The organism is Atlanticothrix silvestris CENA357 (assembly GCF_016056295.1).
Lineage (GTDB): Bacteria > Cyanobacteriota > Cyanobacteriia > Cyanobacteriales > Nostocaceae > Atlanticothrix > Atlanticothrix silvestris.
In genome coordinates this window covers 141381-166294 of sequence record NZ_JAECZB010000003.1, presented here as the reverse complement: position 1 = coordinate 166294, position 24914 = coordinate 141381, and the positions used below count along the sequence as shown (strand labels likewise).

Genomic DNA, 24914 nt, shown 5'->3' with positions numbered 1-24914 from the left:
TTTTTTGCATAATTTAAGGTGCTGGTGCTGGTGCTGGTGCTGGTGCTGGTTCTGGCTCTGGTTCTGGTTCTGGTTCTGGTGCTGGTTCTGGTGCTGGCTCTGGTTCTGGCTCTGGTTCTGGTTCTGGTTCTGGTGCTGGTTCTGGTTCTGGTTCTGGTTGTGGTTCTGGTTCTGGTTGTGGCTTTGGTTCTGGTTCTGGTGCTGGCTCTGGTTCTGGTTGTGGCTCTGGTGCTGGCGCTGGTTCTGGTGCTGGTTGTGGTAATGGTTTCGGCTGTGGCTGTGGTTCTGGTTCTAGTGTTGGAGTTGGTTCCGGCGTTGGGGTTTTACTAAAATCACTATCAACTTTATTGTTTTGGGTATTTACTTTGTTATCGTTGCTAATATCAGCATCATTTATCGGTTTACTAGTAGTATTTGACAGGACTTGTCCTGTTTCTACAAAAGAGCCTACTGAAGAATTATTTTTAATGGAATCTGTGGAAGAATTGTATGTGCTCGCAGAGTTTGAGGAACTAGTAGATAACTGTAAAAAAGATGGGTTTTCAATTACTCCTTTACCAGTGACTGGCGACTGTGCTGCGACAGCTGCGGCGGTTTCAGCTTGAACACTCGCGATCGCTGGATCTGTTGTAGATGAAATATTTTGCCTAGTTAAATCCAGTCCCTGTACTAGATCGCTCGTTTCATAAAAATTCCTCAGATCAAAATTATATAAGCCTTGAAATTTGCCCTCCACTATAACCATCAACTGTCCTGCTTTCAGCACCTGATTTTGAGAAGCTGTTTCGTTAGAAACTTCAATGCCGCTATTTGTTAACGCACCTACAATTGTGGTGTCTGTTTGTTGGTCGTAGCGCACAAATAAAGCTGAACCGCGAATTGCTGCGGCGGCACTCGGTGTTTGTATACGTGTTTGCCCTCTTCCAGGTGGAATAAGCAGCAACACAGTTCCGTTTGACAGTCTAAAATTCCGAGTTTTGGGCAAAAATCGAAATATTGCCTGTTCCCCAATCCTTGCTAAAGAGCCATCGTTGAAGCGCAAATCTGCTAAAGAAGCCCGGCCAGTAGCAAGTCCATCCCCAGGAATCATTGCATCTAATTTGCGGGCTGGACGCTTATTTTTAGTGTTTTTGGGAATCAGTTGTACTAAGTTACGGAGGTTTTGAATTTCGGCGCGAGTTAGAGGAGTCAGGGCATTTGCCTGATGTGATAAAGGCAGCACTATCAGCCCCGATAAACCAATAGCCAAAAGTGGGAATAATTTAGCAGACATAGTTGCAATTTTAAGAAAATTTAACTGATACCAAAGTGGTTGAACCCATTTCTTTATGAAGATGTGCATAATTTGCCTGCTTCTAAAAGCTTTGTTTTTGACCCGCTAGCTTTAGTCTTCTAGCAATGCCGTACAAAGTATGTGTGTATAAAGCACAGCTTCACATAGAATTGGCATGACAATAAAATCTGAATATTTAACTTTCGATTTGGTTAATTTTATAGCCAAGCTTTAAGTAAATTCATTTATGAATTGTCCAAAAATATTTTCATAAGCTCAACTTATTTATTTGAAATTGATGGATTTACATTAACTGATGAAACTAAACTTCTATAGTATATAGAGTCTACGTGATGAATCATCAATTTTATAAATAATAAAATCTAATAATTATAATTATTTATATAATAAAATATATATGCTACGTGCATAGATAAGTGTTTATTTCCTGTTTTTATAACGATTAGACACATTTAGAGACGAATATAAGAGGAGTTTAATATTACTTATTCCAACTTCTATATACAGCTTGTGGGTCTAAGTTTGCCAAACTTAATTAACGCTATTAAAGATGCAAATCAAGGGTTGGAAAAATGTGTTGTTGGTGATTTTGCTAACTTCTAGTGGTGCAAATATATGTTGCTTCAGGTTAGATGCTGCTTGGGCTACAAGTATAGATGAGTGGGATTCTCAAAATAAGCTAGTATCAAAAAAATCTTTGGCAATAATACAGAAAACTCATCAGTCAAGTGATCAGGGTAAACAAAAGGCAATTAATTCGCGATCGCAACAGTTATATTTATTAGAGTTAGCAGGCACAGAACAAATACCATTAAATGTGATACTGCCAAAATCACTAGTTGCTCAATCCAATCCAGCACCACCAGAGTCACCACAGCTAGAAACGCAGCCAAGTGATTTTCCTGAATCTTCTCCAAAACCTATAGAACCATTATTGGAGCAATCCCAGGTAGATTATGCTGAAAGGCTAGAAAGGCTGAAGCGACGGCTGCAAAAGGAAAAACAGCCCAACTCTAATGCAAATGTTCTTCCGGAACTGGGGCTTAGAGTGCAGCAACTACCCATACCACAACCACCTTTAGAACAATTACCCTTACCACCAATAGAACAACCTATACCTAAGTTGAAACCTATAGGTTTTCTTAAGGCTCGTATAGGCTATTTCCATACAAGTAATATTTTTTCGTCAAATATTGATCCTATAGAAGATGGTTTAATATTTTATGGATTAAGTTTAGCTTCTGCATATTATCCATTGGGAGCTAATACTTATTTAAATGGGTCAATTGATGGTAGTTTGATTCGTTATGTAGATCAATCAAAATATAATTACAACCAAGTCAGATTCAATCTTGGGATTTATCAACAGTTATCATCGCGAATTTATGGAGAAATCGGTTGGAGCAATCAGCATTTATTCTATGCTAACAACAGCGATCGCTTTGAAGCTGGCGATCGCTTTTTGGGTGAAAACTCTCTCAGGCTATCCTTGGGAAGGCGAGACTCACTTACTCAAAAGTTAATGCTAGATAGTTTTTACACATTTAGCGTAAATTTTGGCGAGCCAAATAATCGGAATCGTATAATCAATTATTGGTCGGTTTCTTTAGACTATTACTTACAAAAACCTCTCCGGATTGGTTTGAACTACCAATTTAATTTGTCAGACTTCACACAGCGCCAACGAGATGACAACTATCATCGATTGTTTGGGAACTTAAATTATCAAATATCTGACTCCAGCAATATAAATTTGCAGAGTGGTATTTCTTTTGGAAACTCTACAGATAATAATATTGATTTTGATGGTTGGTTTTTCAGTGTCAATTACAATTTAGAATTAGGGCGATTTTAAAATTAGTCAATGGTGGAATTTTGACTAATAACTAATCCAGTCGCTCCAGCTACCAGCATAAAGTTTGCCTGTATGAATACCAGCTATTTCTAAAGAAAGTAAATTTACACAAGCAGTAACTCCAGAACCACAATAAACTAAAATTTCCTCTGCGTTTTGTAGCTTTTGCCATCGCAAGTTTTGCTCTGCTGGAGAAAGTAGCTGTCCTGAAGAGTTTGTAACTTCCTGCCAAGGATAGTTAACAGCACCAGGAATATGACCGGCAATTTTATCAATTGGCTCTCGTTCTCCTAGGTAGCGATCGCTTTCTCTAGAATCGACTAAAACTACCTGCGGTAAATCTTTGCGACTTTTGACAACTTCAATATCTACTAACAGTTCTGGGTTAATCTGAGGGACAAAGGTGGCTTTTTGGGGTTGAGGAATGTCACTAGTAATAGGATATCCAACTTGCTGCCATTCGGTAAAACCTCCATTCAGTACCGCTACTTGCTCATGTCCTAGATAGCGCAACAACCACCAAAGACGAGATGCAAAGGCCAGGCGAAAGTCATCATAGGCTACAACCAAAGTTTTTTGAAAATTTATCCCAATTGTTGCCAACTTGTTAGTTAAATCATTAAGGTTAGGTAAAGGATGTCTTCCACCATGTTGACCTACAGGACTGGAAAGATCTTGATTTAAATCTAAGTAATAAGAACCTTTAATATGGCTTGTTTGGTATTGTTGTTGCCCTAGTTGTGGATTAGCTAAAGAAAAACGACAATCTACAATGACGACTTGTGGATCATCGAGGTGTTCAAAAAGCCACGCTTGCGAAACAACAAATGGGTAGTTAGTCATTAGTCAATATCAATATTATTTACAAAATGTCGGACTTCAAAAATTTTCAACCTCAGCTAACAGCAGATGGTTCTTTTACCTTCGTTTCTCAAGAGTTTGGTGAATCATTTCATAGTCATTTTGGAGCTAAGCAAGAGAGTTTTCTGAAGTTTGTTGCTCCTACTCAACTAGCTACATCTGCCCACAAACCAGTTTTGCGGCTATTAGATATTTGTTATGGTCTAGGATACAACACAGCTGCTGCTTTACAGACTATTTGGGCAGTTAATCCCAGTTGTAATATTGAATTAATTGGTTTAGAACTGAATTCATCAGTACCACAAGCCGCGATCGCTCAGCACTTTTTCGACAATTGGAACTACGAATACACTGCAATTTTGACCCAACTGGCATTTGAGCAGCAAGTACAAACAGATCGCCTCAAAGCAAAACTACTAATTGGTGATGCGAGAACCTCAATTAAACTAGTGCATCAATTAGGTTTTCAAGCAGATGCAATTTTTTTAGATCCCTTTTCACCACCTCAATGCCCTCACTTGTGGACTGTGGAATTTATTAAACAAGTTTCAATGTGTTTACACGTTGATGGTATTCTCGCAACTTATTCCTGCGCTGCTGCTGTACGTACAGCACTTTTGGCAGCTGGCTTACAGATAGGTTCTACCCCACCTATGGGAAGGCGAACGCCCGGTACTGTAGCGAAGAAAGATATGGCAACAATATCCTCCTCATCTTCTTGTTCTCCTTTATCCTCAGAAGAAGAAGAACATTTGCAAACTCGTGCTGCTATTCCTTACCGCGATCCCCAATTGATCGATCCTGCCGATATGATCATAATGCGGCGACGACAAGAACAACAGTCCTGTTTACTGGAGCCGACTTCCCGTTGGCGAAAACGATGGCTGTTAGAAAAAGAAAAGATTAAAATTTTTTGAGGACTAGTTTTTAGTGATGCGGCCATAATAACTCCAAATATCATATTCAAATCCCCAATTACAGGTTAAATTTCACAATTTTGACAATTATTTGACTTTTTTGAAACTGAAGATGAAGAGTTTTTGTAATCGTAATTACAAAATGTAAATTTAGTGTTTACAGCTACATAAAACTGCGTATATTTTTTGAGTATTATGATTTACATAAATCCTGAGATAAAAATACGTAGCTGACTAGACTCGGTATAAAAACTTTAAGTTTCAATTCACCTACTTTGAGCTAGATTGAACAAATGTAGGACTTTTTGGCGCTACTATATGAGAAAATCTCAGTAAAAAACCTGATTTAACATTTGCGCGAATTCATCATACTGGAATTGAGAAGCTGGAAAACTTAGCAGCAAAATTATTGTAGTAATATACTCAGTATTCTCGTAAAACACAAAAAATTATGATGTTACTTATTTAAGTAAGCAGCCTTATGTAGCTCATAAAGCTTGCAGTCATGCCAAACGAAAATATGGTCAAACACTAAACTTATTTTTGCAGTCAAACACTGTTAACTTCTCTAAAAGATTGGGGTGCCTTTGTGATTCCATGGAGTTCCAAGAGTACAGACTCTACTGAACAAAATATTAGTGAGTCAAACCACCTAAGCGCAGTCAATAGTCTGAGTTCCAATAACGGCTTAGGATGGCAAAATTTAGACGCTTATTCCTTGGGTTTACCTAAAGAAGACTTTTTAGTTGAACAGAAACAGTCAGAGTCTTCTTGGATAAAACCTGAGATTAATTCTGGTTACGATTCATTAAGCTCTAGAATTCTCCAAGCCAAAGGTTCTACAGTGAACGGCTCTGATTTAGAACTACCGAAGGTTTTAGTGGTTGATGATCATACTGCCAGTCGGATGACTGCCGTCGCCCTCTTGTCTATGGAAGGATACGAAGTTATTGAGGCCGATTGTGGTGCAACAGCAGTTGAACTAGTTAGACAAAAACAACCGGATCTAATTTTGCTGGATGTGATGATGCCGGGAATGGATGGTTTTGAAGTGTGCCAGTTGCTCAAGCAAGATAATCATACTAGACTAATTCCGGTAATATTTATTACAGCTTTAAATGACAGGCGATCGCGAATTCGGGGAATTGAAGTTGGAGCAGATGATTTTCTCACCAAACCTTTTGACCGTGTAGAACTTGCCGCGCGTGTTAAATCTTTGGTGCGGCAAAAGCGTTTGAATGAAGATTTAGATCATACAGAACAAGTACTGTTTTCCGTTGCTAGAGCCATCGAAAGTCGTGATCCCAATACTGGTGATCACTGTGAACGACTGGTACAACTAGGGCAAGCTTTTGGTGAATACCTCAATTTATCACGCCACCAGATTCGAGATTTGATGTGGGGCGGTTATCTTCACGATATCGGCAAAGTGGGCATTCCTGACGATGTACTTCTGAAAAAAGGTAAACTTACCTCCCAAGATTGGGAAATTATGAGGCAGCATGTTGTCATAGGGGAAAAAATCTGTCAGCCGTTACGTAGTATGCGGGGTGTAGTGCCCATCATCCGCCATCACCACGAGCGCTGGGATGGTTCAGGCTACCCCGATGGACTCAAGGCAGAAGATATACCCTACTTAGCACAAGTATTTCAGATGATTGATATTTATGATGCCTTAACAAGCGAACGACCTTATAAAAGAGCTTTCAACACAAAAGAAGCATTATCTGTAATGCTAGAAGAAACTAATTTAGGTTGGCGCAATCCCCAACTAATGCAGCAGTTTGTAGATTTTATTCAGTTTTCCCAGGATAAAGGCTGAAGAATAAAGAACTATACTTTTCTATTTCATACTTCATCCTTTGCACTTCATCAGCTGGTATGATTTGAGCCTAAATCTTAAAGTACCAAGCGCGAAAGCGCAGTTCACTGACAGCTAATGGCTAATTATGGTAGTTGTAGCAATTCTAGCAGCGGGACGCGGCACACGGATGAAATCACACTTACCGAAAGTGTTACATTCATTGGGTGGGCGATCGCTAGTAGAAAGAGTTCTTGAAAGTGTAGAACCGCTTTCGCCTTCACGACGGATGGTAATTGTGGGTTATCAGGCCCAAGAAGTGAAAACAGCCATGCAGTCAATCCCTAATTTAGAGTTTGTAGAACAGACTGTACAACTGGGAACAGGTCATGCCATCCAGCAATTACTTCCCCACCTTGAAGGTTACACAGGAGATTTGCTGGTACTCAATGGTGATGTACCGTTGTTACGCACCCAAACCCTACAACAGTTATTACAAACTCACCAAGAAAACCACAATGCTGCCACTATTCTCACCGCGCACCTAAGCGAACCCAAAGGCTATGGGCGGGTTTTTTGTAACAGTGAAAATATTGTGCAACAAATTGTGGAAGAAAAAGATTGTACTACTGCTCAAAGACAAAATCATCGCATTAACGCTGGGATTTACTGCTTTCGTTGGCAGGATTTAGCAAAGATATTACCTTACTTAGAGGCAAACAATGCCCAAAAAGAATATTACCTGACGGATGCTGTCACTCAAGTCGGCAAAGTGACGGCAGTGGATGTAGAAGATGATCAAGAAATTTTGGGTATCAACGATCGCCTACAATTGGCAGCAGCCTACGAGATTTTACAGCAGCGAGTTAAGGAAAAATGGATGGTGGCTGGTGTCACTTTAATAGACCCTAGTAGCATTACGATTGATGACACTGTAAAGCTAGAAAAAGATGTGATTATTGAACCCCAAACTCACCTGCGAGGAAACACTACAATTCAAACAGGGAGCCGCATTGGGCCTGGGGCTTTAATCGAAAATAGTCAGTTAGGTGAAAATGTTACAGTAGAGTATTCTGTAGTAACGGATAGTATTGTGCAAGCGGGGAGCCGAATTGGCCCCTATGCTCATTTACGCGGTCAAGCACAAGTAGGGGCTAAATGCCGCGTGGGTAACTTTGTAGAATTGAAAAATACTCACTTAGGCGATCGCACTAACGTGGCACATTTATCGTATTTAGGCGATACCACCACAGGCAATCAGGTCAATATTGGTGCAGGTACAATTACTGCCAACTATGACGGTGTAAATAAACATCCTACTAAAATCGGCGATCGCACTAAAACTGGTTCCAATAGTGTTTTGGTAGCTCCAGTAACTTTGGGAGATGATGTTTACATAGCAGCTGGCTCCACTGTTACAGAAGATGTCCCTAATGACTCGTTGGTAGTTGCCCGTGCGCGTCAGGTAGTGAAACCCGGTTGGCGTAAGAAGCAGGAAAGTGATACTAATTCGTAATTCGTAATTCGTAATTCGTAATTCGTAATTCGTAATTAAAAAATTCAGATGCAATCTGGGTTGCCAACTTTGCATCTGTCGCATTCTTTTTTCAATATCACGCCCTGTTTTTGGTTATTCAAGACAGCCAATCTGTGTTTCAATTGGCAACTCTAATGTATCGCCAAGTTTTTCGCCGTCGTGATAAGCAGCGAGTAAGATTTCGCTGGTTTTACCCCAAGCGATCGCTCCCTTGGCATCTAAGGCGATCGCTCCGAAATCTCGCTGATTTTTATGTGCTTCGGCAAATGAGCGCTGCATGGCATCTTTGAGAGACATGCCATCGGTAACGCGTACCACAATCCGTGGTGCTAGACACTCATCGATAATATCTTCCCCAATTCCAGTACAGCTAACGGCCGCTTGGCTGTTAGCATAATTACCTGCTGGCATTGCTGAATCGCTCACACGTCCAATACGCTCAAAGCCTTTACCGCCAGTAGAAGTACCAGTAGCTAACCTCCCGTAGGCATCTAAAGCTACTACGCCGATAGTGCCGCGTCCAGCATTATTACTTTCTACTAATTCGGGTTCTGCCACCACGCCAGCCATTGTGCTTTTAAAATTATCGTGACGCTCTTGCATCCATTCTTGTAACCGCAACTCGGTTAAAGCGTTGTAGCTGGGAACTTGTAATTCTCGTGCTAGTTCAGCTGCGCCATAATCTGACAGTACGCGATCAGGCGAATTTTGTAAAAATTGCACCAACTCAATGGGATTTTTGACCCGTGACACATTAATTACGCCACTGAAACGCCCTGATGCCCCATCCATCAAGGAAGCACTCATGCGAATTTGACCATCAGATTGCAACACTGAACCAGTACCAGCATTAAAGCGGGGGTCATCTTCTAACATCTGACACCCCTGCACCACTGCTACAGAGGCAGTTGCTCCTGACAATAAAAGAGCATAGATTTCTTCTACTACTGTATAGAGCGATCGGCGCACCGCCTCCAATCCTCCTTTGCCGTGGAGAGAACTACCTGCTCCTCCATGAATAATTAATTTAGGTTGCACCTGTAACTTCATTTATCCTTTGCGCTATTTGCGTCTCAGTTGCGGTTAGTATCAATAAGGCTGATAAATTAGGCAATTTTTAATCTCCCGTATCCCGTCTCGGTTAAGTTTCGGCTTCAGAACGGCGACGACGGCAACGTTCTGAGCAGTATTTTACTTCGTCCCAGCAATCTTGCCATTTCTTACGCCAAGTGAAAGGACGTTGACATACCGGACAGATTTTTGTTGGCAAGTCAGATTTAGAACGGGCGCGTCCCATATAAATACGTTGCAGATTAGAAGTTGATTGCTGAGAGTGATGGAAGACAATTATAACCAGTTTGCTACGAAGGGAGGATACTTTTAGTGAATAAATGTGTTGTCAATCTCCCTTTAGACTTATTCTTTAGATTACCATACGAAAAAATAGGATTTTAGTCTGTTAGAAGAGTGTAATCTTCAAAACCTTTGGTGTAGAGAGATGATTTCATTACATTAACTTTCCAAGCGACATCATGGGCAACTCAGATTTTGTGTATGAACGGGAATCCGCAGATCTTTTTCCATCTGCCTAGCCTGCTGTAAAAGCCAAAGCTACCATTAAAAATGGTGAGAAAGCTAATAATATTGAGTCTTTTGATTTTAAACTTTTGCACAGCATGAATAGTCAAAGCTGCATAGGTAACGGAAAATCGTAGACGCTCAAAGGACTTGCCGTAGGCTACCACAGAGGACGCAGAGGAATAAGAGTTTCATAAAGTTATTGCATAAGTCCTAATTTTAACAAAATGACTATTCAATAGGTTATGGCTAATTACCGTAAATTTACTAAATACTGTCAGTATTTTAAGAGGTTTTATTAAACTAAAACTTTCTATAAATTCACCATAACTTTACCTAATTAGAGTAGACAAAAATTAAAGTAGCTAATGAAATAGTTAGTTTATTCACAAGTAATAAAGATGACAGGATATATCAAAAAACTGTTGATTGGTACTTCGGTAGCAGCAAGCATGAGTGCGATCGCCACAGCTCCAGCTTTCGCTGTCAATCTGACCAGACCTACTAATATTCAATTCACTACTAACGGTGTTGCTAACACCTCTGCCAATCAACCCAATATTAATACCTGGACTTATGCTCCGGGTTCTGCTGTGTATGACAGTACTGGCATCGGTGGTGTACCAAGACACGTTTTAAACGATTACAGCAATACTGGCAATATCAATAAAGCGATCGCAGCTTTAACAGATAACGATAGTGCAACCAATGTTGAACTGTTTACATCAGGTGAAGCAGTTACAGACCATGTTGGGTTTACCGCTAATCTAGACGATAAAACTATCAAGATAGAGAGTGTCACTAAAGCGGACTGGGCTAATGGAACATTAGCAACAGGATGGTTAACAGGTTTTCGTGATGCTTACAGTGGAGTAATGTCAAGCATCCCAACCACTGGTGGTTCCAGTTTGCTCAACAATTTTAATTCTAATTTTTCTTCTTTAGTCACCTATCTCAGCACTAACGGTTTCAACTCCGCGGGCGATCCAAATATTGGAGATGTTACATACAATCAAGAAACTGGGAATCTAAAAGTTGACTTAGTTGGACACTTAAATGTAACTGGCAACTATGTAGACACTCGCAAAACGATTGTCGTCAATAACAAAACTGTAGCTAACCCGAATTATCTGGGGTTTTCGCCCAACTTTAGTCGTAACTCCACAGGCAATCAGTTATTGGATTTGATGGTGTACAGTTTAGCAAAAGCAGCATTCTTGCAAAACAAACCATTCCAAATAAGTGAAATTGCCAAAGTCACTTTCAATAACGAGGTTGACTATGCTTTTAGCTTTGCAGCCATAGATTCAGGTGCGATCGCAGGTGATCGCAACAAGGCGACTGACAACACATCTCACACTGGTATCTACTCCTGGAATAAGACTTACACAATTGCATCTGTACCTGAGCCTTCTGGACTAGTTGGTTTGATGGCTGTCGGTAGTCTAGTTGTTCTCAGGCGGAAAGCTCGGAAAACTGTAACTTTCTAATAATACAAATCTATTTCATAACTTAGGTGATATTGAAAGTCGCTTGGAGGGAAACTTTGCAAGCGACTTTTATTTGTACGCAAGTGTTATCAAATGGCTAAGGCGCTAACCTGGCTTTACCGAGACGCTGCTTTTCATACCATCGTGCGATCGCTGGGGCCCAATCTTCAAAATGCGGCCACATCAATTCACACAATTTTTGAATTTCGAGCTGAGCATCTTTCTTATTTCTCAGATCGCAAAAATGTAAGAAAGACCTTAAATTGAAACTTACTACAAAATGTTGGCGGTAATCAAAAGGTACTTTACCTCTGGCGTGTTCTTCAGACATCCCAAACTCAAAATCAGCCTTGTATTTCTTAGCAGCTTCAAGACACCACTGTAAATCTGCGGCTCGTTGTTCTGGTGAATAGTAGTATTTTTTGCCTTGTCTATCAGTGTAATAATCAACGGGACGCAAGTAGAAAACATCTTCTATGTCTTTTTTTCCTTCTACTACATCAATAAATTGATTACCTGTATAACGGAATGAATTATGAACAACTACGCCATTAGCGACAAAATTGTGCCATTTTCCGTCTACTTCTAAATCGTAAGTTTTTTGCATCCCCAAATATCGCACTTGTACAACTTTCATGGGGTGCGCTTTGAGTTTTCGTCCTGCGGGTTTAGGTTTTTGAGGAAGAGCAACAATAGAAACAAAATTTTGGGCAAATTCTAGATAAATTCCGTCACCAACGATGACTCCGTTGGTCATTAAATAACAATCTGGATTATATGTAATAATTTCTCTTTTAGTGTCTGTTATTAACTCTAAAGCTTCTCCCATAGTCTGCCAACCTCGCTTAGTCAGCAGGCGATGATTTTCTGTACAGTCTAATGTCCTGCCATCTTCTAGAGTCAAGCGGTAAACAGGTTGTATTCCTTGAGCAAAAACCTCTTTAATATGGCCGAGTTCAAAAATACCCGTTTCTTCATTCAGGACACGCAGTTTCATTTTTCGCAGGCAGGTTTTACAATCTCTGCGATACGTTCCTGGTTCTTCTCCCTTACGTCCTCGAATTTTTCTTTCGCGGACTGCTTTTTGTCCATTAGTCCATAAATCGTAAAGTTCTGAAATTTTAATCTTTGTTAAACTTCCCGAAGTCTTAACAAAAGTCACCTCACTGTCTCCACTCAGACATTGAACATCAAAACTTACGCCCACGCGATGAGTACGCGCCTGCTGCATGACACTGTGGGGAAAATAGCCACAGTTGAAAATAATCTGGGGATGCTCTAAGGGCCCATAATGTCCTCTTTCACCCGCTAAAAGTCGCTTAACAATAATTTCGCCGCATTCTGACTCTGAAGGCCATGAGTCACGCTCGTCACACACGAACCCGTCGGTATAGTCTTGGTGCATCGCAGCATAAATCACCTGCTGCGGGTTTGGTGTTTTGGCAATAACCTCTACTCGGAATCGCTGCATTGGCTAAAAGTACGTATTTGTTAAACGTGGTTGTGAACCCGATTCATCATCTTATCTCTTTAGGCAGATTCATTAACTTTACAAATTTTAATATGGTTGTTACAATTTGTTACAAGATAAACAACTGGGAAAATCTTATGCGTACAAATGCTTCCATCATTGATGACCAAGGCAAGCTGAACAACTTTGCGATTGAGCCAAGGGTATATGTAGACGAGCAAGGCGATCGCACTGGGTTCACGAACTATGCAGAACTGCTCAATGGTCGTTTAGCAATGATTGGTTTTGTCTCTTTGATCGTATTAGAGGTAGTGACAGGACACGGCATCTTCGGTCTTTTGACAAGCCTTTAAGAAGGAACAAGCAATATTAACTTCTCTTCTCCATGTCCAAACTACGCTGAAAAAGAGCGTAGTTTTTTATGTTATTTTGGCAATGTATTGATAGCAAAAGCCGTTTTGAAGATAGGTTATCGGGTAAATTATGGCTTTAACTGCTTCGACAATGTTGCCTTTAGGCACAAAAGCACCAAATTTTCATCTACCAGAAGTAATATCTGGGAAGACAATTTCACTTTCTAATTTTGCAGATAAAAAAGCACTATTGGTAATGTTTATTTGTCGGCATTGCCCATTTGTGAAACATATTCAAAAAGAATTGGCGCAGTTAGGAGAAGATTACTTTACAAGTGATTTGGCGATCGCTGCTATCAGTACCAATGACGCGAAAAATTACCCAGATGATGCGCCAGAATCTTTAAAGGCAATGGCAACAGAACTAGGGTTTAAATTTCCCTTATGCTACGACGAAACTCAAGAAACAGCAAAAGCTTACACAGCAGCTTGTACTCCTGATTTTTTTCTCTTTGATAGCGATCGCAAACTTGTTTATCGCGGACAATTAGACGATAGTCGTCCTAGTAATGGTAAACCTGTAACTGGTGCAGATTTACGTGCAGCGATTGAAGCAGTATTGGCAAGTGAACCTATCGAAGGTGAACAAAAGCCGAGTGTTGGTTGCAATATCAAATGGAAGCCAGGGAACCAACCCAGTTATTTCGGTTAATTGAAATCTTGGCGATAAAAAAATAAGCACCATTATAATGAATGCTTATTTGCTGTACATCTTGCATAATGAATTTCAGGAATATCCTCCCCTGTCAGTCATATATTTTTATAGGGGAGGAGGTAAAAAATGTGATAATCAGTGCTGAATTTCCAGATTGAGGATGTAGCTTCCTAATTGGACTTTCTCTGCCCACAATTCGTACTCTACCCGCAAATGCTCTGGCAAGTGGTTTCCGTTAAGGGTTAGAGTTTTTGTAAAATTGCGTAAGCGGATAGGATTATTAGGTTGTAATGATTCAGTTGGCAACCAATAACGGCTAATGCCATAAACGCCTTGTTCCCAAAAGTGACGGTAACTGACTTGACCGTTACCTTGCATAGTCATGATTACCCTGTAAGGAGAAATCTCTAGCCATAAAATTCTGGGGCTGCTTGGGGCGTAAGCATCGCTTATTTTGGGGAGAAATGCATTTTCGGAACTGACAGAATTTGTTAGTTCGCAGGTAATTAAAGGTGGCGCAGTCAACAGTAAATGGAAGCGGTCAGTATCTTTTTGATACAGTGTCCCGGCAGTTTCAACAACAGACCAGAATGGCAGGTCAGTGGAAATAACTGATAAGCACACGGGCTTGCGGTGATGGGTCAGCATGGGAGCGATAAGGGCTAAAAGCTATTGAACAAGGTGCAGTCAACACTTAGTATCTCTAGCAGGTCAGGGTAAGTAACTAAAAGAATAAAACATGCTTAATATTAACTGAATATCCTTATTGAGGAAGCTAGGTAAATAAAAATGAAAACAAGTGAAATATTAATGTAGATATTAAAAACGATACTTTAATTTTTCTACAGAAATGTAGTAGATCAGTAAAGCTTGTGAGTCCTTGTACTTTTGTGAATAAATTAAGTGATAGCGCCGAGGAACGGAAACTATTACAGCACGACAAAACAGTAATTAAGTACCTGCTCAAAGAATAACTTTTGGTAGATTTGATTAAATTTTAGAGAGTCAAAAGGGATACGATATTAAATGGCAAGTCTTCAGTGGCAGTCAACTAAGTTACTGATAAACTTTAAATGTATTCAAAAGCCAGTGTATCCTAATGTCGGCTTCTGTTATTACCGTAGAAACGCAAGAAGACCTTTCTGATAAATTGATTATCCAACAACCTTCTGTTGGGCTATCTTTACAGGGTCGTATCCGAGTACCGGGGGATAAATCTATTTCCCATCGTGCTTTGATGTTGGGTGCTTTAGCCCAAGGTGAGACTGAAATCCAAGGTCTTCTCTTAGGGGAAGATCCCCGCAGTACTGCTAGCTGTTTTCAAGCTTTGGGTGCAGAAATTTCGGAACTCAATACGGAATTGGTAAGGGTTAAAGGTATTGGTCTGGGGAATCTGCAAGAACCAGTGGATGTGTTGAATGCTGGTAACTCTGGTACAACACTGCGACTGATGTTGGGGATTTTGGCATCTCATTCAGGACGCTTTTTTACTGTCACGGGTGATGGTTCTTTAAGATCGCGCCCTATGTCGCGTGTAGTTAAACCTTTGTTGCAAATGGGGGCCCAAATTTGGGGACGTAAGGGTAATTCTTTAGCACCCTTGGCAATTCAAGGACAAGCCCTCAAGCCCACGCACTACTTATCTCCTATCGCCTCGGCCCAAGTTAAATCTTGCATCTTACTTGCTGGTTTAATGACTGAGGGACAAACTATCGTCACAGAACCCGCCCTTTCCCGTGACCACAGCGAACGAATGCTCCGCGCTTTTGGTGCTAATCTCACTATTGAGCCGGAAACTAACAGCGTTATTGTAACTGGCCCTGCTCAATTGTATGGACAAAAAGTAATTGTACCAGGGGATATCAGTTCAGCTGCTTTTTGGTTAGTGGCTGGGGCGATCGTCCCAGGTTCGGAATTGGTAGTGGAAAATGTTGGCGTTAATCCTACGCGCACAGGCATATTGGAAGCTTTGGCGTTAATGGGAGCAGATATCCAACTGGAAAATCAGCGAGAAGTTGCTGGTGAACCAGTAGCCGATTTAAGGGTGCGTTCTAGTCGTTTAAAAAGTTGCACTATTGCGGGGGATATCATCCCTAGATTAATTGATGAAATTCCCATTTTGGCAGTAGCGGCCGTATTTGCTGAAGGTACAACCATTATTCGCGACGCTGAAGAGTTACGGGTTAAAGAAAGCGATCGCATTACTGTGATGGCGCAACAACTCAATAAAATGGGAGCGCAAGTCACCGAGTTACCCGATGGTATGGAAATTACTGGCGGTACTCCTTTAGCGGGTACTGATGTAGATAGCTATACAGATCATCGCATTGCCATGAGCTTAGCGATCGCGGCTTTGGTATCTAAGGGGATAACCACAATTCACCGCGCAGAAGCAGCTGCAATTTCTTATCCCAACTTCACGGCTACCCTACAACAAGTTTGTAGCTGAAGTTTTTGAGCATTGAAAAGGGTAATTTACTCTGGAAAGAGTGATTTTCTATATAAATTTTTCTCTCTGTGTCCTCTGTCTTGAAAAGTTTGTTACGGAGGGAAACCCTCCTGACAACTTTTCGCTGTGCCTCTGCGGTTCAAGTCTTTTATTTAACCACAGAGGCGCTGAGAACACAGAGGTAAGAGATGATCAATATTAATCACTCAAACACTTGATCGCGGTTATGAGGTGCATCGAAATCAATCACAGGCCCTTTCGGCACAATGCGTGTGGGATTTACCTGGGGATGACTTCGATAATAATGCCGTTTGATGTGATCAAGATTACAAGTTTCTCTCACTCCCGGAAATTGGTAGAGGTCTTTGAGATAATTCCATAAATTGGGATATTCTACAATTCGGTGTACATTACATTTGAAATGCACATAATAAACAGCATCGAAACGAAACAAAGTAGTGAACATACACCAATCAGCTTCAGTAATTTGATCCCCACAAATATAACGCTGGGTTGCTAATATTTTTTCCCAATAATCAAGAGCCGCAAAGAGTTCTGTTACTGCCTCATCATAAGCTGATTGACTAGTAGCAAATCCAGCCCGATACACACCATTATTAATGGGTTGATAAATTGCATCAATTGTTTCGTCAATTACTTTTTGCAGAGGTACTGGATAAAAATCAATATCTTTCTGAGCAAAGGCATTAAATTCTGTATCCAACATGCGGATAATTTCGCGGGACTCATTATTGACAATTGTCCCGGTTTGTTTATCCCATAAAACTGGGACTGTTACTCTTCCTGTGTAGTTAGGTTCGGCTTTAAGATAAATTTGCCAGAGATATTGCGTGCCGTTAACAGTATCAGGAATGCTCCCAGGCTCATCGCTAAATTCCCAACTATTTTGATCAATTTCTGCTGCAACTACTGATAAGCCAATGGCATTTTCTAGTCCTTTTAACTGGCGCATAATTGCAGTACGACACGCCCAAGGACAAGCCCAAGAAATATACAAATGATAACGTCCTGGTTCGGCTTTAAACCCACTAGAGCCATCGGCTGTAATTTGATCGCGGAAAGTAGTTGATGGACGAACAAATCTACCTTGGGAATCTTCTTGATCCCGTTTTGATATCCATTTACCATCTTTGAGGATTCCCAAACCCATATTTATCTCCTGAGTAACAGTCAACCAATTGAGATTATTGACTAATCAGCATTGAGAATTTTTGGTACTTTGAAAAACTCACCTTCTTGTTCAGGCGCACTGTTGAGGATGGCTTCACGGTCAGAATAGGGTTGCAATTCATCCTCTCGTGTCACATTGCTGACATCAATTGCCCGCGTTGTGGGAGCTACCTCACTAACATCTAGTTCATTCAGCTGTTCGATATAATCTAAAATACTTCCTAGCTGAGTGGTGAATTGCTCTTCTTCTTGTGATGTTAATTCTAAACGAGCGAGAAGGGCTACTTTACGAACTTGCTCACGATCAATCATGGTTAAATCAAGAGTTAATGGTTAACATTCCAGAGTCATTAGCCAATAGCTAATGACTAATGACTCTTGACTAAAAGAATATGTCAACTTGCGATCGCCCGGTGGTCTTTAGCCAGTTTTGGGCTTCGATGTAGTTATTGGGAGCCATGCGAATAGCTCTAATCCAATAGTCGGCTGCTTGGTCAAACAGTGCTTCGCCAGCGTCGTTATCCCCTTCTTCTTTGGCTTTTTCGCCTTGGTAATGGTAAATTACGGCGATATTGTTCAAAGCTTGAGGCAAACGTGGATTTAACTCAATTGCTTCATGATACAGTTCTAGAGCTTTTCTATGATCGCCGTTACTGGCGTAGATTAGCCCCATATTGTAGAGAATATAACCGCGATCGTTCGGGTCTTCTTCTAGTGTTAGGGCTTCTTCGTAATTATCTAGTGCTTCGGCATATTCCCCTTCTGCCTGAGCTGACATGCCATCTCGGTAATAAACAAATGCTTCTTTAGCTTTTTTGTTAGCTGGCAGGAGCTTTAGGATCAGATCCGCCATCACTGTAAAAGATTTATCAACAAAGTTATCGTTTTTCTGCGTTCTTGGCATATTTGTCTCTTATTGATTGGGGATGGAGCGTTGGGTATTGGGCATGGGGCATTGGGGATGGGGCATTGTTATTTTCTCTGTTTCCCTAGTCCCTAGCCCCTAACCCCTAGTCCCTAATCTCTAATTTCTACACTCAATAGCTAATTTAACTGATTTGAAGGGTCATTCTTCTCGCTGAGGGGCATGATACATTCTGGACTGTTGTGTTGAGATTTATTAACTAAGGTGCTGACTGGGTATCCAGTCATTGCTGTTTCTGGATAGGGCTGCAATAGCTGCTGTAGTGTTTCAGGTGTTTGTACTTGCGGGTCTAGCCACAAATCGTAATCTTTTGGAGCAATAATCACTGGCATGCGATCGTGGACTGGTTGCAGTAGTTCATTGGCTGTCGTTGTCAAAATTGTACAAGAAGTTATTTCTTCTTGTTCAGGCGTTTCCCATTTTTCCCACAATCCTGCAAAGCCAAAGGGCTGTCCATCTTGTAATCGAAAATAAAATGGCTGTTTCTTGCTTTTTTGCCGTTGCCACTCATAAAAACCATCAGCTAAGACTAAACAGCGTCGGCGTTTGAAAGCCGAACGAAAAGCAGGCTTTTCGGCAACAGTTTCGGCTCTAGCGTTGATTAGCTTTGCCCCTATGCTTGGATCTTTTGCCCATGAAGGAATTAATCCCCAACGCAACTGTTGAAATTCACGCTGATCTTTTTCAGGATTATGTAGCACTGTTGCCACAGCTTGCGTAGGTGCAATGTTATATTGAGCCGCCAAATCTGGGATTTGCTCTACATGGAAAACTTGGGCTAAAGCTGCTGCTGACTGGTTTAAAGTAAATCTTCCACACATACATTTATTTCCGCCTACTGAATAAAAATAAACCTTTAAATACAGAGATAAATAATACTATTATTTATTATTTTCTCAGATAATTCTATCTTTTAGGTAGATACATAAAATAAATAAAAATATCCTGTTATTAAAGAATAGTTTTGTAAGATATTGTATTTTAGACCCTCAATATTCAATACCTTCTTCAACATCTTGTGAGCATGGAAACGCTGCGATTGTACGATTTTTTACCCTCTGGTAATGGTTATAAGATACGTCTTTTATTGACACAAATGGGTATGCCCTTTGAAAGGATAGAGATTAACATCTTGAAGGGAGAGACTCGAACACCGGAATTTTTAAGTAAAAATCCCAACGGTAAAATCCCAGTTTTAGAAGTTGCATCTGGCAAGTACTTGGCAGAATCAAATGCTATATTAGTGTATTTGAGTGAATACACAGAATTTTTACCTTACGATCGCTTTTTAAGAGCGCAAGTGTTTCAATGGTTGTTTTTTGAACAATATAGTCATGAACCTTTTATTGCTACATCACGATTTTTGACTTCTATTTTAGGTAAAGCTAAGGAGTATCATGTAGCAATAGAGCAAAAGCGTGAACCAGGCTACGCAGCCCTAAAAGTGATGGAAAACCATTTAATCTCTCGTACCTTCTTTGTTGATGAACGGTATACTATCGCCGATATTGCCTTATTTGCTTATACTCACGTTGCTGATGAAGGTGGGTTTGATTTGGCGAAATTTCCTGCTATTCAAGCTTGGATAGAACGAGTCAAAGCTCAACCTAGTTATATAAGTATTACACAAGACAAATAAGCTGAGATGTATTTAGCTTGCATGAATCGGGAGAGGGGTACTTATTTATTTAAGAGGTAGAATATAGCAAACTCCTAACTCCTGAATTCAGACTCCCATAGTTAAATATCTGTATCAATTTCAATCAACTTTTGCCGAGAGGATAAACCTAACTTAATCCTGATATGAGATTTGGGCATATCAAATTTTTCAGATAGTAGTTTAATTAACTCTTCATTCGCTTTACCATCTACTGGTGGAGATTTTAAATGTACAATCAGGCTACCATCAGGTTGTTCTGCAATCTTTTGCTGTTTTGAGTTAGGTTTAACTTTAACTTTTTTTTGCATGACCTATTTTCTGTAACTGTCGCAGCCACAACCAACCTAAAATACAACCCAATAAATAATGAGGAAAATCCCACCAAGCAAAGGTAGTACCCAGCAACCATTTACCTATAAATGTAACGCGAATTTCTTGCAATAATGGTGGATGCCAAAGTTGCAAAAATTCTAGGATAAAGGTTATGAAAAAAACCCATATAGGAATTTGCTTTACAGCTATTCGGCTCCTAAAAAACCAAAACGCGAATAAGCACCAAAATATTTCGTAAAATATAGCTGCTCCGTAATTATTGAACCATTGATGGGCAAGACCAGTGTAGTACTTAAAGAAAAAACCCATCACTACAACGATTAGTAGAGACAGGATAATAAATATTCCTTGCTTACGGTTTGAGAGCATTATTGTCAGGCTTGAGACTAAGGAAAATTTTAATCTCTGCACTGACCTCTCTCAATAATTCGTAATCTAGTTGACGAGACGCGATAAATCGCCGTCTCTACTAAGATCTTAATTACGAATTACGAATTACGAATTACGAATTATGGATATCGTCTGCTACCAGCACCCACCACACCAATTTTGTGGCGATAAGAGAGTTCAGCGCCGAACCAACCGGAAAGGCTAGTTAGTGTACCAACAATCAGCGAAATTGCTAATCCCCAAGGTAGGATACGTGCTTCAGCGTCGCCTATACGAAGAAGAAAGTTGACGAGTGTTAAAACGAGTAGAGAAACATTAAGAATTAAATGCGCCCAACCAGCACTACGCTTGCGAACTCGTTCAATTTTCACAAAATCACTTAGGCCGATCGCTGCTGCTATCACACCTCCAGCTAATCCCAGCCCGATTAACCATAAAGAAGCCCTAGCCCAGAAAAAATCACGAGTTAACCAATAGCCGAAGTCACTTCCTAAGGCTGCGGCTAAAAAGGCTATGGGAAAAATGACACTCAGGGGGTGTAGAGGATGTCCGGCGATCGCAACTGTACTAGGTACACCAGTATCACGATACTCACTGTCGTTACTTTCAATAATTGGTGGAATATTTGGGAAAGGGGAAGAAGCCGAAGTTGTTTGTGTATCTGTAGTTTCCATTATTTAGTATCCTGTGTTTAAGCGGAGGGAATTTTTTCGACGTAAGCTTCAGCTTGCAGTGTTAGTTTGCCTGCTTCTAGCTCTAGTTTTTTAACTTGCAGGCTCATACCTTCTAAATCGAAGTTACTCAAATTCAAAATTTCGCTAGTTTGCTCGGTTAAAGCTTTTGTCAATTCTGGTGAGATTTCTTCGCTTTCGCTATATTCAATATTTTCTAGAGAAACTGTTTGTCCATTAGCATTAATACGGGGTATTGCTGAAAAGGCAACTTGTTGTGTTTCGCCTGTTTCTTGTAGAAGTATCTCGGCATTTAATGCCACTTTGTTTTCACCAGGTAGGCAAAACTCTACATGTTGGGGTGCGATGGTCACAGGTTGGCCATTGACGTTTATTTTCTGACTTTGAAGTTTTGAGCGAATATATTCAGAGTTAAAGGCACGATTAATATCAGCCTCAGTCAAAACCACTCGTGCAGTACCAGCAGTAGGTTTGGTAAGTTCAATTTTGCCGAAAGCCACGCTGAGAGGATTGATCGCAACACCACTAATTTTCATATCCATTTCCTCCATACGGAGGTCTTTTTGCATGACCAAACCGTCACCTTCAATGGTTACTGCATCTACCTCTCCTTGCATTAATTTAAGTGGATTAGTTTTAATATCTACATCTAAATTTTCTACTTCATCTAATTGGCTAGATAAACCTATTTCTGCGGCTTTATTCAGCGCCTGTTCTCCTAGATCAGGACTGTCGGGCATTATGAGTGAATCTCCTGTTTGAATATCCTTGAGTCAATGTAAGAAACTAATCTTAAAATTTTATCTATCTGGCGGTGGAGTACAGATGAAATAGGGATCTATCTAAAAGAGTAAGTATAAATGTTGATGATAAAAATGGTCGTTTTTATATCTAGAGTTACGAAGTAATCGTTCAAAAGAAAGAGGGAAATTTCATTAAAGGTATGTCAATCTTAAAAGAGCAATGATATGAACACTTTTCCGAGGAGACACTCCAAATGGTATCTACTTTAGATGATACAAAACGCAATGCTATTGCTGAAAAACTAGCGGATATTAAATTAGTTCAGCAGTTAATCATTGAAAATGAACAACTGTTTTCGAGGCAATCAACTGATAGTGAAATCTCTGATCGTATTCGGAAGATGCTCGATGATGATCAAAAGAACTTGGGCATTTTGGAAACTGTAATTGTTCAGTATGGCATCCAAAAACAGCCAAGAAATACAATTCAAGAAATGGTGGAAAAAATCCGCCAACTCATGCAAGGCTCTGAATTAAGCTTGTATGAAAAAGTATTTCAGCACGAATTGCTAAAACATCAGCAAGTAATGAGTGGAATAACTGTACATAAGGCAGCACAAAAAGTTGGTGCTGATGTGATGGCAGCAATTACCCCTTTAAATACCGTTAACTTTGAAAACCGCGCTCACCAAGAACAACTCAAAGGTATTCTAGAGATTTTGGGTGTTCGTGAATTGACTGGACAAGATGCAGATCAAGGAATTTGGGCAAGAGTCCAAGATGCTATGGCTGCATTTAGTGGTGCGGTAGGTAGCGCTGTTACCCAAGGCTCTGACAAACAGGATATGAATATCCAAGATGTTATCCGCATGGATCATAACAAAGTTAATATTCTGTTTACCGAACTGTTGCAAAGCAACGATTCCCAAAAGATTCAAGAATACTTCGGTCAAATCTACAAAGATTTAACTGCTCACGCTGAAGCTGAAGAAGAAGTGGTCTACCCAAGAGTGCGTTCTTTTTATGGTGAGAATGACACCCAAGAATTGTTTGACGAACAAGCCGAAATGAAGCGCATGTTAGAGGAGATTAAGGCTCTTAGCCCTTCTACCTCTCAATTTAAAGATAAAGTCAAACAGTTGATGGATGCTGTTGGCGATCATATTCGTCAAGAAGAAAGCACAATGTTTGCTGCAATTCGCAATAATTTAAGCTCTGATCAAACTGAGCAAATGGCTACACAATTTAAAGCTGCTAAAGCCAAAATTCAAGAGAGATTAGGTAAGCAGGCAGTTAAGTAGAATTAGTTAGTTTTTGTAAAAAATAGCTAATCGTGGGAGTGGGCGAAATGCCCATTCCCACAATGATGTTGATTAATTATTATAAATAACTTTTGAACCGCAGGAGGCGCAAAGAACGCTGAGAAAAAGAACAGATGCAGTGAGTATGAAAATGCGCCATAGTCCTAAATGTTAAAAAACATCAATTTTATCTAATTTTTCCCAAGGAAGTTCTATATCTATTCTGCCTACATGACCATAGGCAGCAAGTTTTTTATAAAAACTGCCTTGAGTTAGTGAAGGCAAATATCTTAAATTAAATTGTTTAATTATACCTGCTAGGCGAAAATCAAAATGCTTGTCTAGAAGAATCGTAATTTCTTCATCAGAAACTTTGCCTGTACCAAAAGTTTCTACCTGGATGCTCACAGGTCGAGCAAGTCCTATAGAGTAACTTAGCTGTACTTCACATTCATCAGCAAGTTTAGCAGCAACTATATTTTTAGCTGCATAACGAGCAATATAGGCTCCGACTCTGTCTATTCTAATGGGGTCTTTGCCACTTAATGCTGAACCACTATGCTTGGAGTATTCGCCATAAGTATCTATAGCGTTTTTTCGGCCAGTTAACCCGGAATGAACAGCAGGCCCTCCTTTAATAAATGGCCCATCAGGATTGATAAATATTCTTGTGTTTTTATCCGGTTTAATTTCTTCATCCTCAAAAATAGGGTAAATTACAGCTTCTTTAATATCATCTTGTAATTGCTGTAAAGCAGGTTTTGATGATTTATTTTGACTGGCAATCACTGTAATACTATGGATTCTATCAGGTCGGCGATTTTTATATTCAACTCCTACTTGGGTTTTGCCATCGGGAGTCAGATATGAGAGTATTTGTTGGGATCTAACTTGACTAATTTGTCTGGCTAATTTGTGGGCTAGCCATATTGGCATAGGCATGAGAGCAGAAGTTTGATTACACGCAAATCCAAATACCGTTGCTTGATTGGTGACAGTAATTTGCTCTATCTCTTGATCCGAAAGAGTTCTTTCATCAAATAAATGATGTTTTTTAGTAGGTAATTCTCTAAGACTAGTTAAAATGCTACAGGTTTTACCATTAAATTCTTTTTGTTTGTAACCAACTTCTTCAATTACCTGTCTCGCTACATTAGTAAAATCTACGTTGCTGTTAGGTTCAAATCTGGCAGCTATAAAAACTATGCCTGTAGATACTGCACATTCTGTAATTACCCTAGAATAAGGGTCTTGTTGCAAAAAACGATCTACGATCGCATCACTAATTTGATCGCAAAGTTTATCAGGATGTCCCTCGGTGACTGATTCAGATGTAAACATGAAGTCTTTTTTCATAA

The 24914-nt window shown here is 40.1% G+C and carries 24 protein-coding genes and 3 pseudogenes; 10 read left to right on the top strand and 17 right to left on the bottom strand.

The genetic code is table 11. From position 1 onward, the window contains the following. Nucleotides 1-13: 13 nt before the first annotated feature. Nucleotides 14-1273, bottom strand: a complete 1260-nt coding sequence (locus I8751_RS02920; RefSeq protein WP_214437661.1) for a FecR family protein — start codon at nt 1271-1273, stop codon at nt 14-16. A gap of 571 nt (nt 1274-1844) precedes the next feature. Between I8751_RS02920 and I8751_RS02915 the strand changes: the two genes are divergently transcribed. Beyond that, on the top strand, nt 1845-3149 hold the full coding sequence (locus tag I8751_RS02915; RefSeq protein ID WP_214437660.1) for a hypothetical protein: 1305 nt from the start codon (nt 1845-1847) through the stop codon (nt 3147-3149). Nucleotides 3150-3173: 24 nt separating this feature from the next. Here the strand turns inward: I8751_RS02915 and I8751_RS02910 are convergent, their stop codons facing one another. After that, nucleotides 3174-3992: a sulfurtransferase gene (locus I8751_RS02910; protein ID WP_214437659.1), complete on the bottom strand. Its 819-nt coding sequence runs from the start codon at nt 3990-3992 to the stop codon at nt 3174-3176. A 26-nt stretch (nt 3993-4018) separates the two neighbouring features. Here I8751_RS02910 and I8751_RS02905 point away from each other — a divergent pair, with 26 nt between their 5' ends. From I8751_RS02905 to glmU, 3 genes are all read left to right on the top strand, one after another. Continuing rightward, complete coding sequence (locus I8751_RS02905) at nt 4019-4927, top strand: tRNA (5-methylaminomethyl-2-thiouridine)(34)-methyltransferase MnmD (protein WP_214437658.1); 909 nt, start codon at nt 4019-4021, stop codon at nt 4925-4927. A gap of 589 nt (nt 4928-5516) precedes the next feature. Next, nucleotides 5517-6749 carry an HD domain-containing phosphohydrolase gene (locus tag I8751_RS02900; RefSeq protein ID WP_214437657.1) on the top strand — a complete coding sequence of 411 codons (1233 nt, stop codon included), beginning with the start codon at nt 5517-5519 and terminating at the stop codon, nt 6747-6749. A 127-nt stretch (nt 6750-6876) separates the two neighbouring features. Beyond that, on the top strand, nt 6877-8244 hold the full coding sequence (gene glmU, locus I8751_RS02895; RefSeq protein WP_214437656.1) for a bifunctional UDP-N-acetylglucosamine diphosphorylase/glucosamine-1-phosphate N-acetyltransferase GlmU: 1368 nt from the start codon (nt 6877-6879) through the stop codon (nt 8242-8244). Between the two features lie 114 nt (nt 8245-8358). Here the strand turns inward: glmU and I8751_RS02890 are convergent, their stop codons facing one another. Then, nucleotides 8359-9315, bottom strand: a complete 957-nt coding sequence (locus tag I8751_RS02890) for an isoaspartyl peptidase/L-asparaginase (protein WP_214437655.1) — start codon at nt 9313-9315, stop codon at nt 8359-8361. A gap of 91 nt (nt 9316-9406) precedes the next feature. After that, nucleotides 9407-9562: a DUF2256 domain-containing protein gene (locus I8751_RS02885; protein WP_214437654.1), complete on the bottom strand. Its 156-nt coding sequence runs from the start codon at nt 9560-9562 to the stop codon at nt 9407-9409. 682 nt (nt 9563-10244) lie between these two features. Between I8751_RS02885 and I8751_RS02880 the strand changes: the two genes are divergently transcribed. Next, on the top strand, nt 10245-11333 hold the full coding sequence (locus I8751_RS02880; RefSeq protein WP_214437653.1) for an NF038130 family PEP-CTERM protein: 1089 nt from the start codon (nt 10245-10247) through the stop codon (nt 11331-11333). Nucleotides 11334-11430: 97 nt separating this feature from the next. Here I8751_RS02880 and thyX read toward each other — a convergent pair. The 3 pseudogenes from thyX to I8751_RS30175 form a co-directional block, all read right to left on the bottom strand. After that, nucleotides 11431-11865, bottom strand: a pseudogene (gene thyX / locus I8751_RS30185) (FAD-dependent thymidylate synthase); the annotation flags it as partial. Nucleotides 11866-11868: 3 nt separating this feature from the next. Next, a pseudogene (locus tag I8751_RS30180) lies at nt 11869-12495 on the bottom strand (hypothetical protein); the annotation flags it as partial. Nucleotides 12496-12516: 21 nt separating this feature from the next. Continuing rightward, nucleotides 12517-12804: pseudogene (locus I8751_RS30175) on the bottom strand (FAD-dependent thymidylate synthase); the annotation flags it as partial. A 137-nt stretch (nt 12805-12941) separates the two neighbouring features. Between I8751_RS30175 and I8751_RS02870 the strand changes: the two are divergent. Next, nucleotides 12942-13157 carry a chlorophyll a/b-binding protein gene (locus tag I8751_RS02870; RefSeq protein WP_214437651.1) on the top strand — a complete coding sequence of 72 codons (216 nt, stop codon included), beginning with the start codon at nt 12942-12944 and terminating at the stop codon, nt 13155-13157. 130 nt (nt 13158-13287) lie between these two features. Beyond that, a complete protein-coding gene (locus I8751_RS02865; RefSeq protein ID WP_214437650.1) occupies nt 13288-13869 on the top strand; it encodes a thioredoxin family protein in 582 nt (193 codons plus the stop codon). Nucleotides 13870-14007: 138 nt separating this feature from the next. Here the strand turns inward: I8751_RS02865 and I8751_RS02860 are convergent, their stop codons facing one another. After that, nucleotides 14008-14520: a hypothetical protein gene (locus I8751_RS02860; protein ID WP_214437649.1), complete on the bottom strand. Its 513-nt coding sequence runs from the start codon at nt 14518-14520 to the stop codon at nt 14008-14010. 451 nt (nt 14521-14971) lie between these two features. On the opposite strand from I8751_RS02860, the gene aroA reads away from it, so the two are divergent. After that, complete coding sequence (gene aroA, locus I8751_RS02855) at nt 14972-16321, top strand: 3-phosphoshikimate 1-carboxyvinyltransferase (RefSeq protein WP_214437648.1); 1350 nt, start codon at nt 14972-14974, stop codon at nt 16319-16321. Between the two features lie 202 nt (nt 16322-16523). Here aroA and I8751_RS02850 read toward each other — a convergent pair whose 3' ends face one another. From I8751_RS02850 to I8751_RS02835, 4 genes are all read right to left on the bottom strand, one after another. Then, entirely contained in the window at nt 16524-17492 is a 969-nt protein-coding gene (locus tag I8751_RS02850) for a glutathione S-transferase family protein (RefSeq protein WP_214437647.1), read from the bottom strand. A 41-nt stretch (nt 17493-17533) separates the two neighbouring features. Then, nucleotides 17534-17824 carry an Asp-tRNA(Asn)/Glu-tRNA(Gln) amidotransferase subunit GatC gene (gatC, locus tag I8751_RS02845; protein WP_214437646.1) on the bottom strand — a complete coding sequence of 97 codons (291 nt, stop codon included), beginning with the start codon at nt 17822-17824 and terminating at the stop codon, nt 17534-17536. A 70-nt stretch (nt 17825-17894) separates the two neighbouring features. Continuing rightward, the gene (locus I8751_RS02840) at nt 17895-18416 is read right to left on the bottom strand and encodes a photosystem I assembly protein Ycf3 (protein ID WP_214437645.1); all 522 of its coding nucleotides are present in this window, start codon (nt 18414-18416) and stop codon (nt 17895-17897) included. A gap of 140 nt (nt 18417-18556) precedes the next feature. Beyond that, complete coding sequence (locus I8751_RS02835) at nt 18557-19258, bottom strand: SOS response-associated peptidase (RefSeq protein ID WP_214437644.1); 702 nt, start codon at nt 19256-19258, stop codon at nt 18557-18559. Nucleotides 19259-19461: 203 nt separating this feature from the next. On the opposite strand from I8751_RS02835, the gene I8751_RS02830 reads away from it, so the two are divergent. Then, the gene (locus I8751_RS02830; protein WP_214437643.1) at nt 19462-20076 is read left to right on the top strand and encodes a glutathione S-transferase family protein; all 615 of its coding nucleotides are present in this window, start codon (nt 19462-19464) and stop codon (nt 20074-20076) included. Between the two features lie 101 nt (nt 20077-20177). On the opposite strand, the gene I8751_RS02825 is transcribed toward I8751_RS02830, so the two are convergent. The 4 genes from I8751_RS02825 to I8751_RS02810 form a co-directional block, all read right to left on the bottom strand. Then, nucleotides 20178-20405 carry a DUF167 domain-containing protein gene (locus I8751_RS02825; protein ID WP_214437642.1) on the bottom strand — a complete coding sequence of 76 codons (228 nt, stop codon included), beginning with the start codon at nt 20403-20405 and terminating at the stop codon, nt 20178-20180. Continuing rightward, on the bottom strand, nt 20389-20799 hold the full coding sequence (locus tag I8751_RS02820; protein WP_214437641.1) for a ribosomal maturation YjgA family protein: 411 nt from the start codon (nt 20797-20799) through the stop codon (nt 20389-20391). The genes I8751_RS02825 and I8751_RS02820 overlap by 17 nt, the downstream gene beginning before the upstream one ends. 140 nt (nt 20800-20939) lie before the next feature. Beyond that, nucleotides 20940-21494 carry a DUF2231 domain-containing protein gene (locus I8751_RS02815; protein WP_214437640.1) on the bottom strand — a complete coding sequence of 185 codons (555 nt, stop codon included), beginning with the start codon at nt 21492-21494 and terminating at the stop codon, nt 20940-20942. Between the two features lie 17 nt (nt 21495-21511). After that, nucleotides 21512-22252: an LmeA family phospholipid-binding protein gene (locus I8751_RS02810; RefSeq protein WP_214437639.1), complete on the bottom strand. Its 741-nt coding sequence runs from the start codon at nt 22250-22252 to the stop codon at nt 21512-21514. A gap of 257 nt (nt 22253-22509) precedes the next feature. Here I8751_RS02810 and I8751_RS02805 point away from each other — a divergent pair, with 257 nt between their 5' ends. After that, the gene (locus tag I8751_RS02805) at nt 22510-23556 is read left to right on the top strand and encodes a hemerythrin domain-containing protein (protein ID WP_214437638.1); all 1047 of its coding nucleotides are present in this window, start codon (nt 22510-22512) and stop codon (nt 23554-23556) included. 171 nt (nt 23557-23727) lie between these two features. Here I8751_RS02805 and metK read toward each other — a convergent pair whose 3' ends face one another. Beyond that, the gene (gene metK, locus I8751_RS02800; protein WP_214437637.1) at nt 23728-24912 is read right to left on the bottom strand and encodes a methionine adenosyltransferase; all 1185 of its coding nucleotides are present in this window, start codon (nt 24910-24912) and stop codon (nt 23728-23730) included. Between the last annotated feature and the right edge of the window lie 2 nt (nt 24913-24914).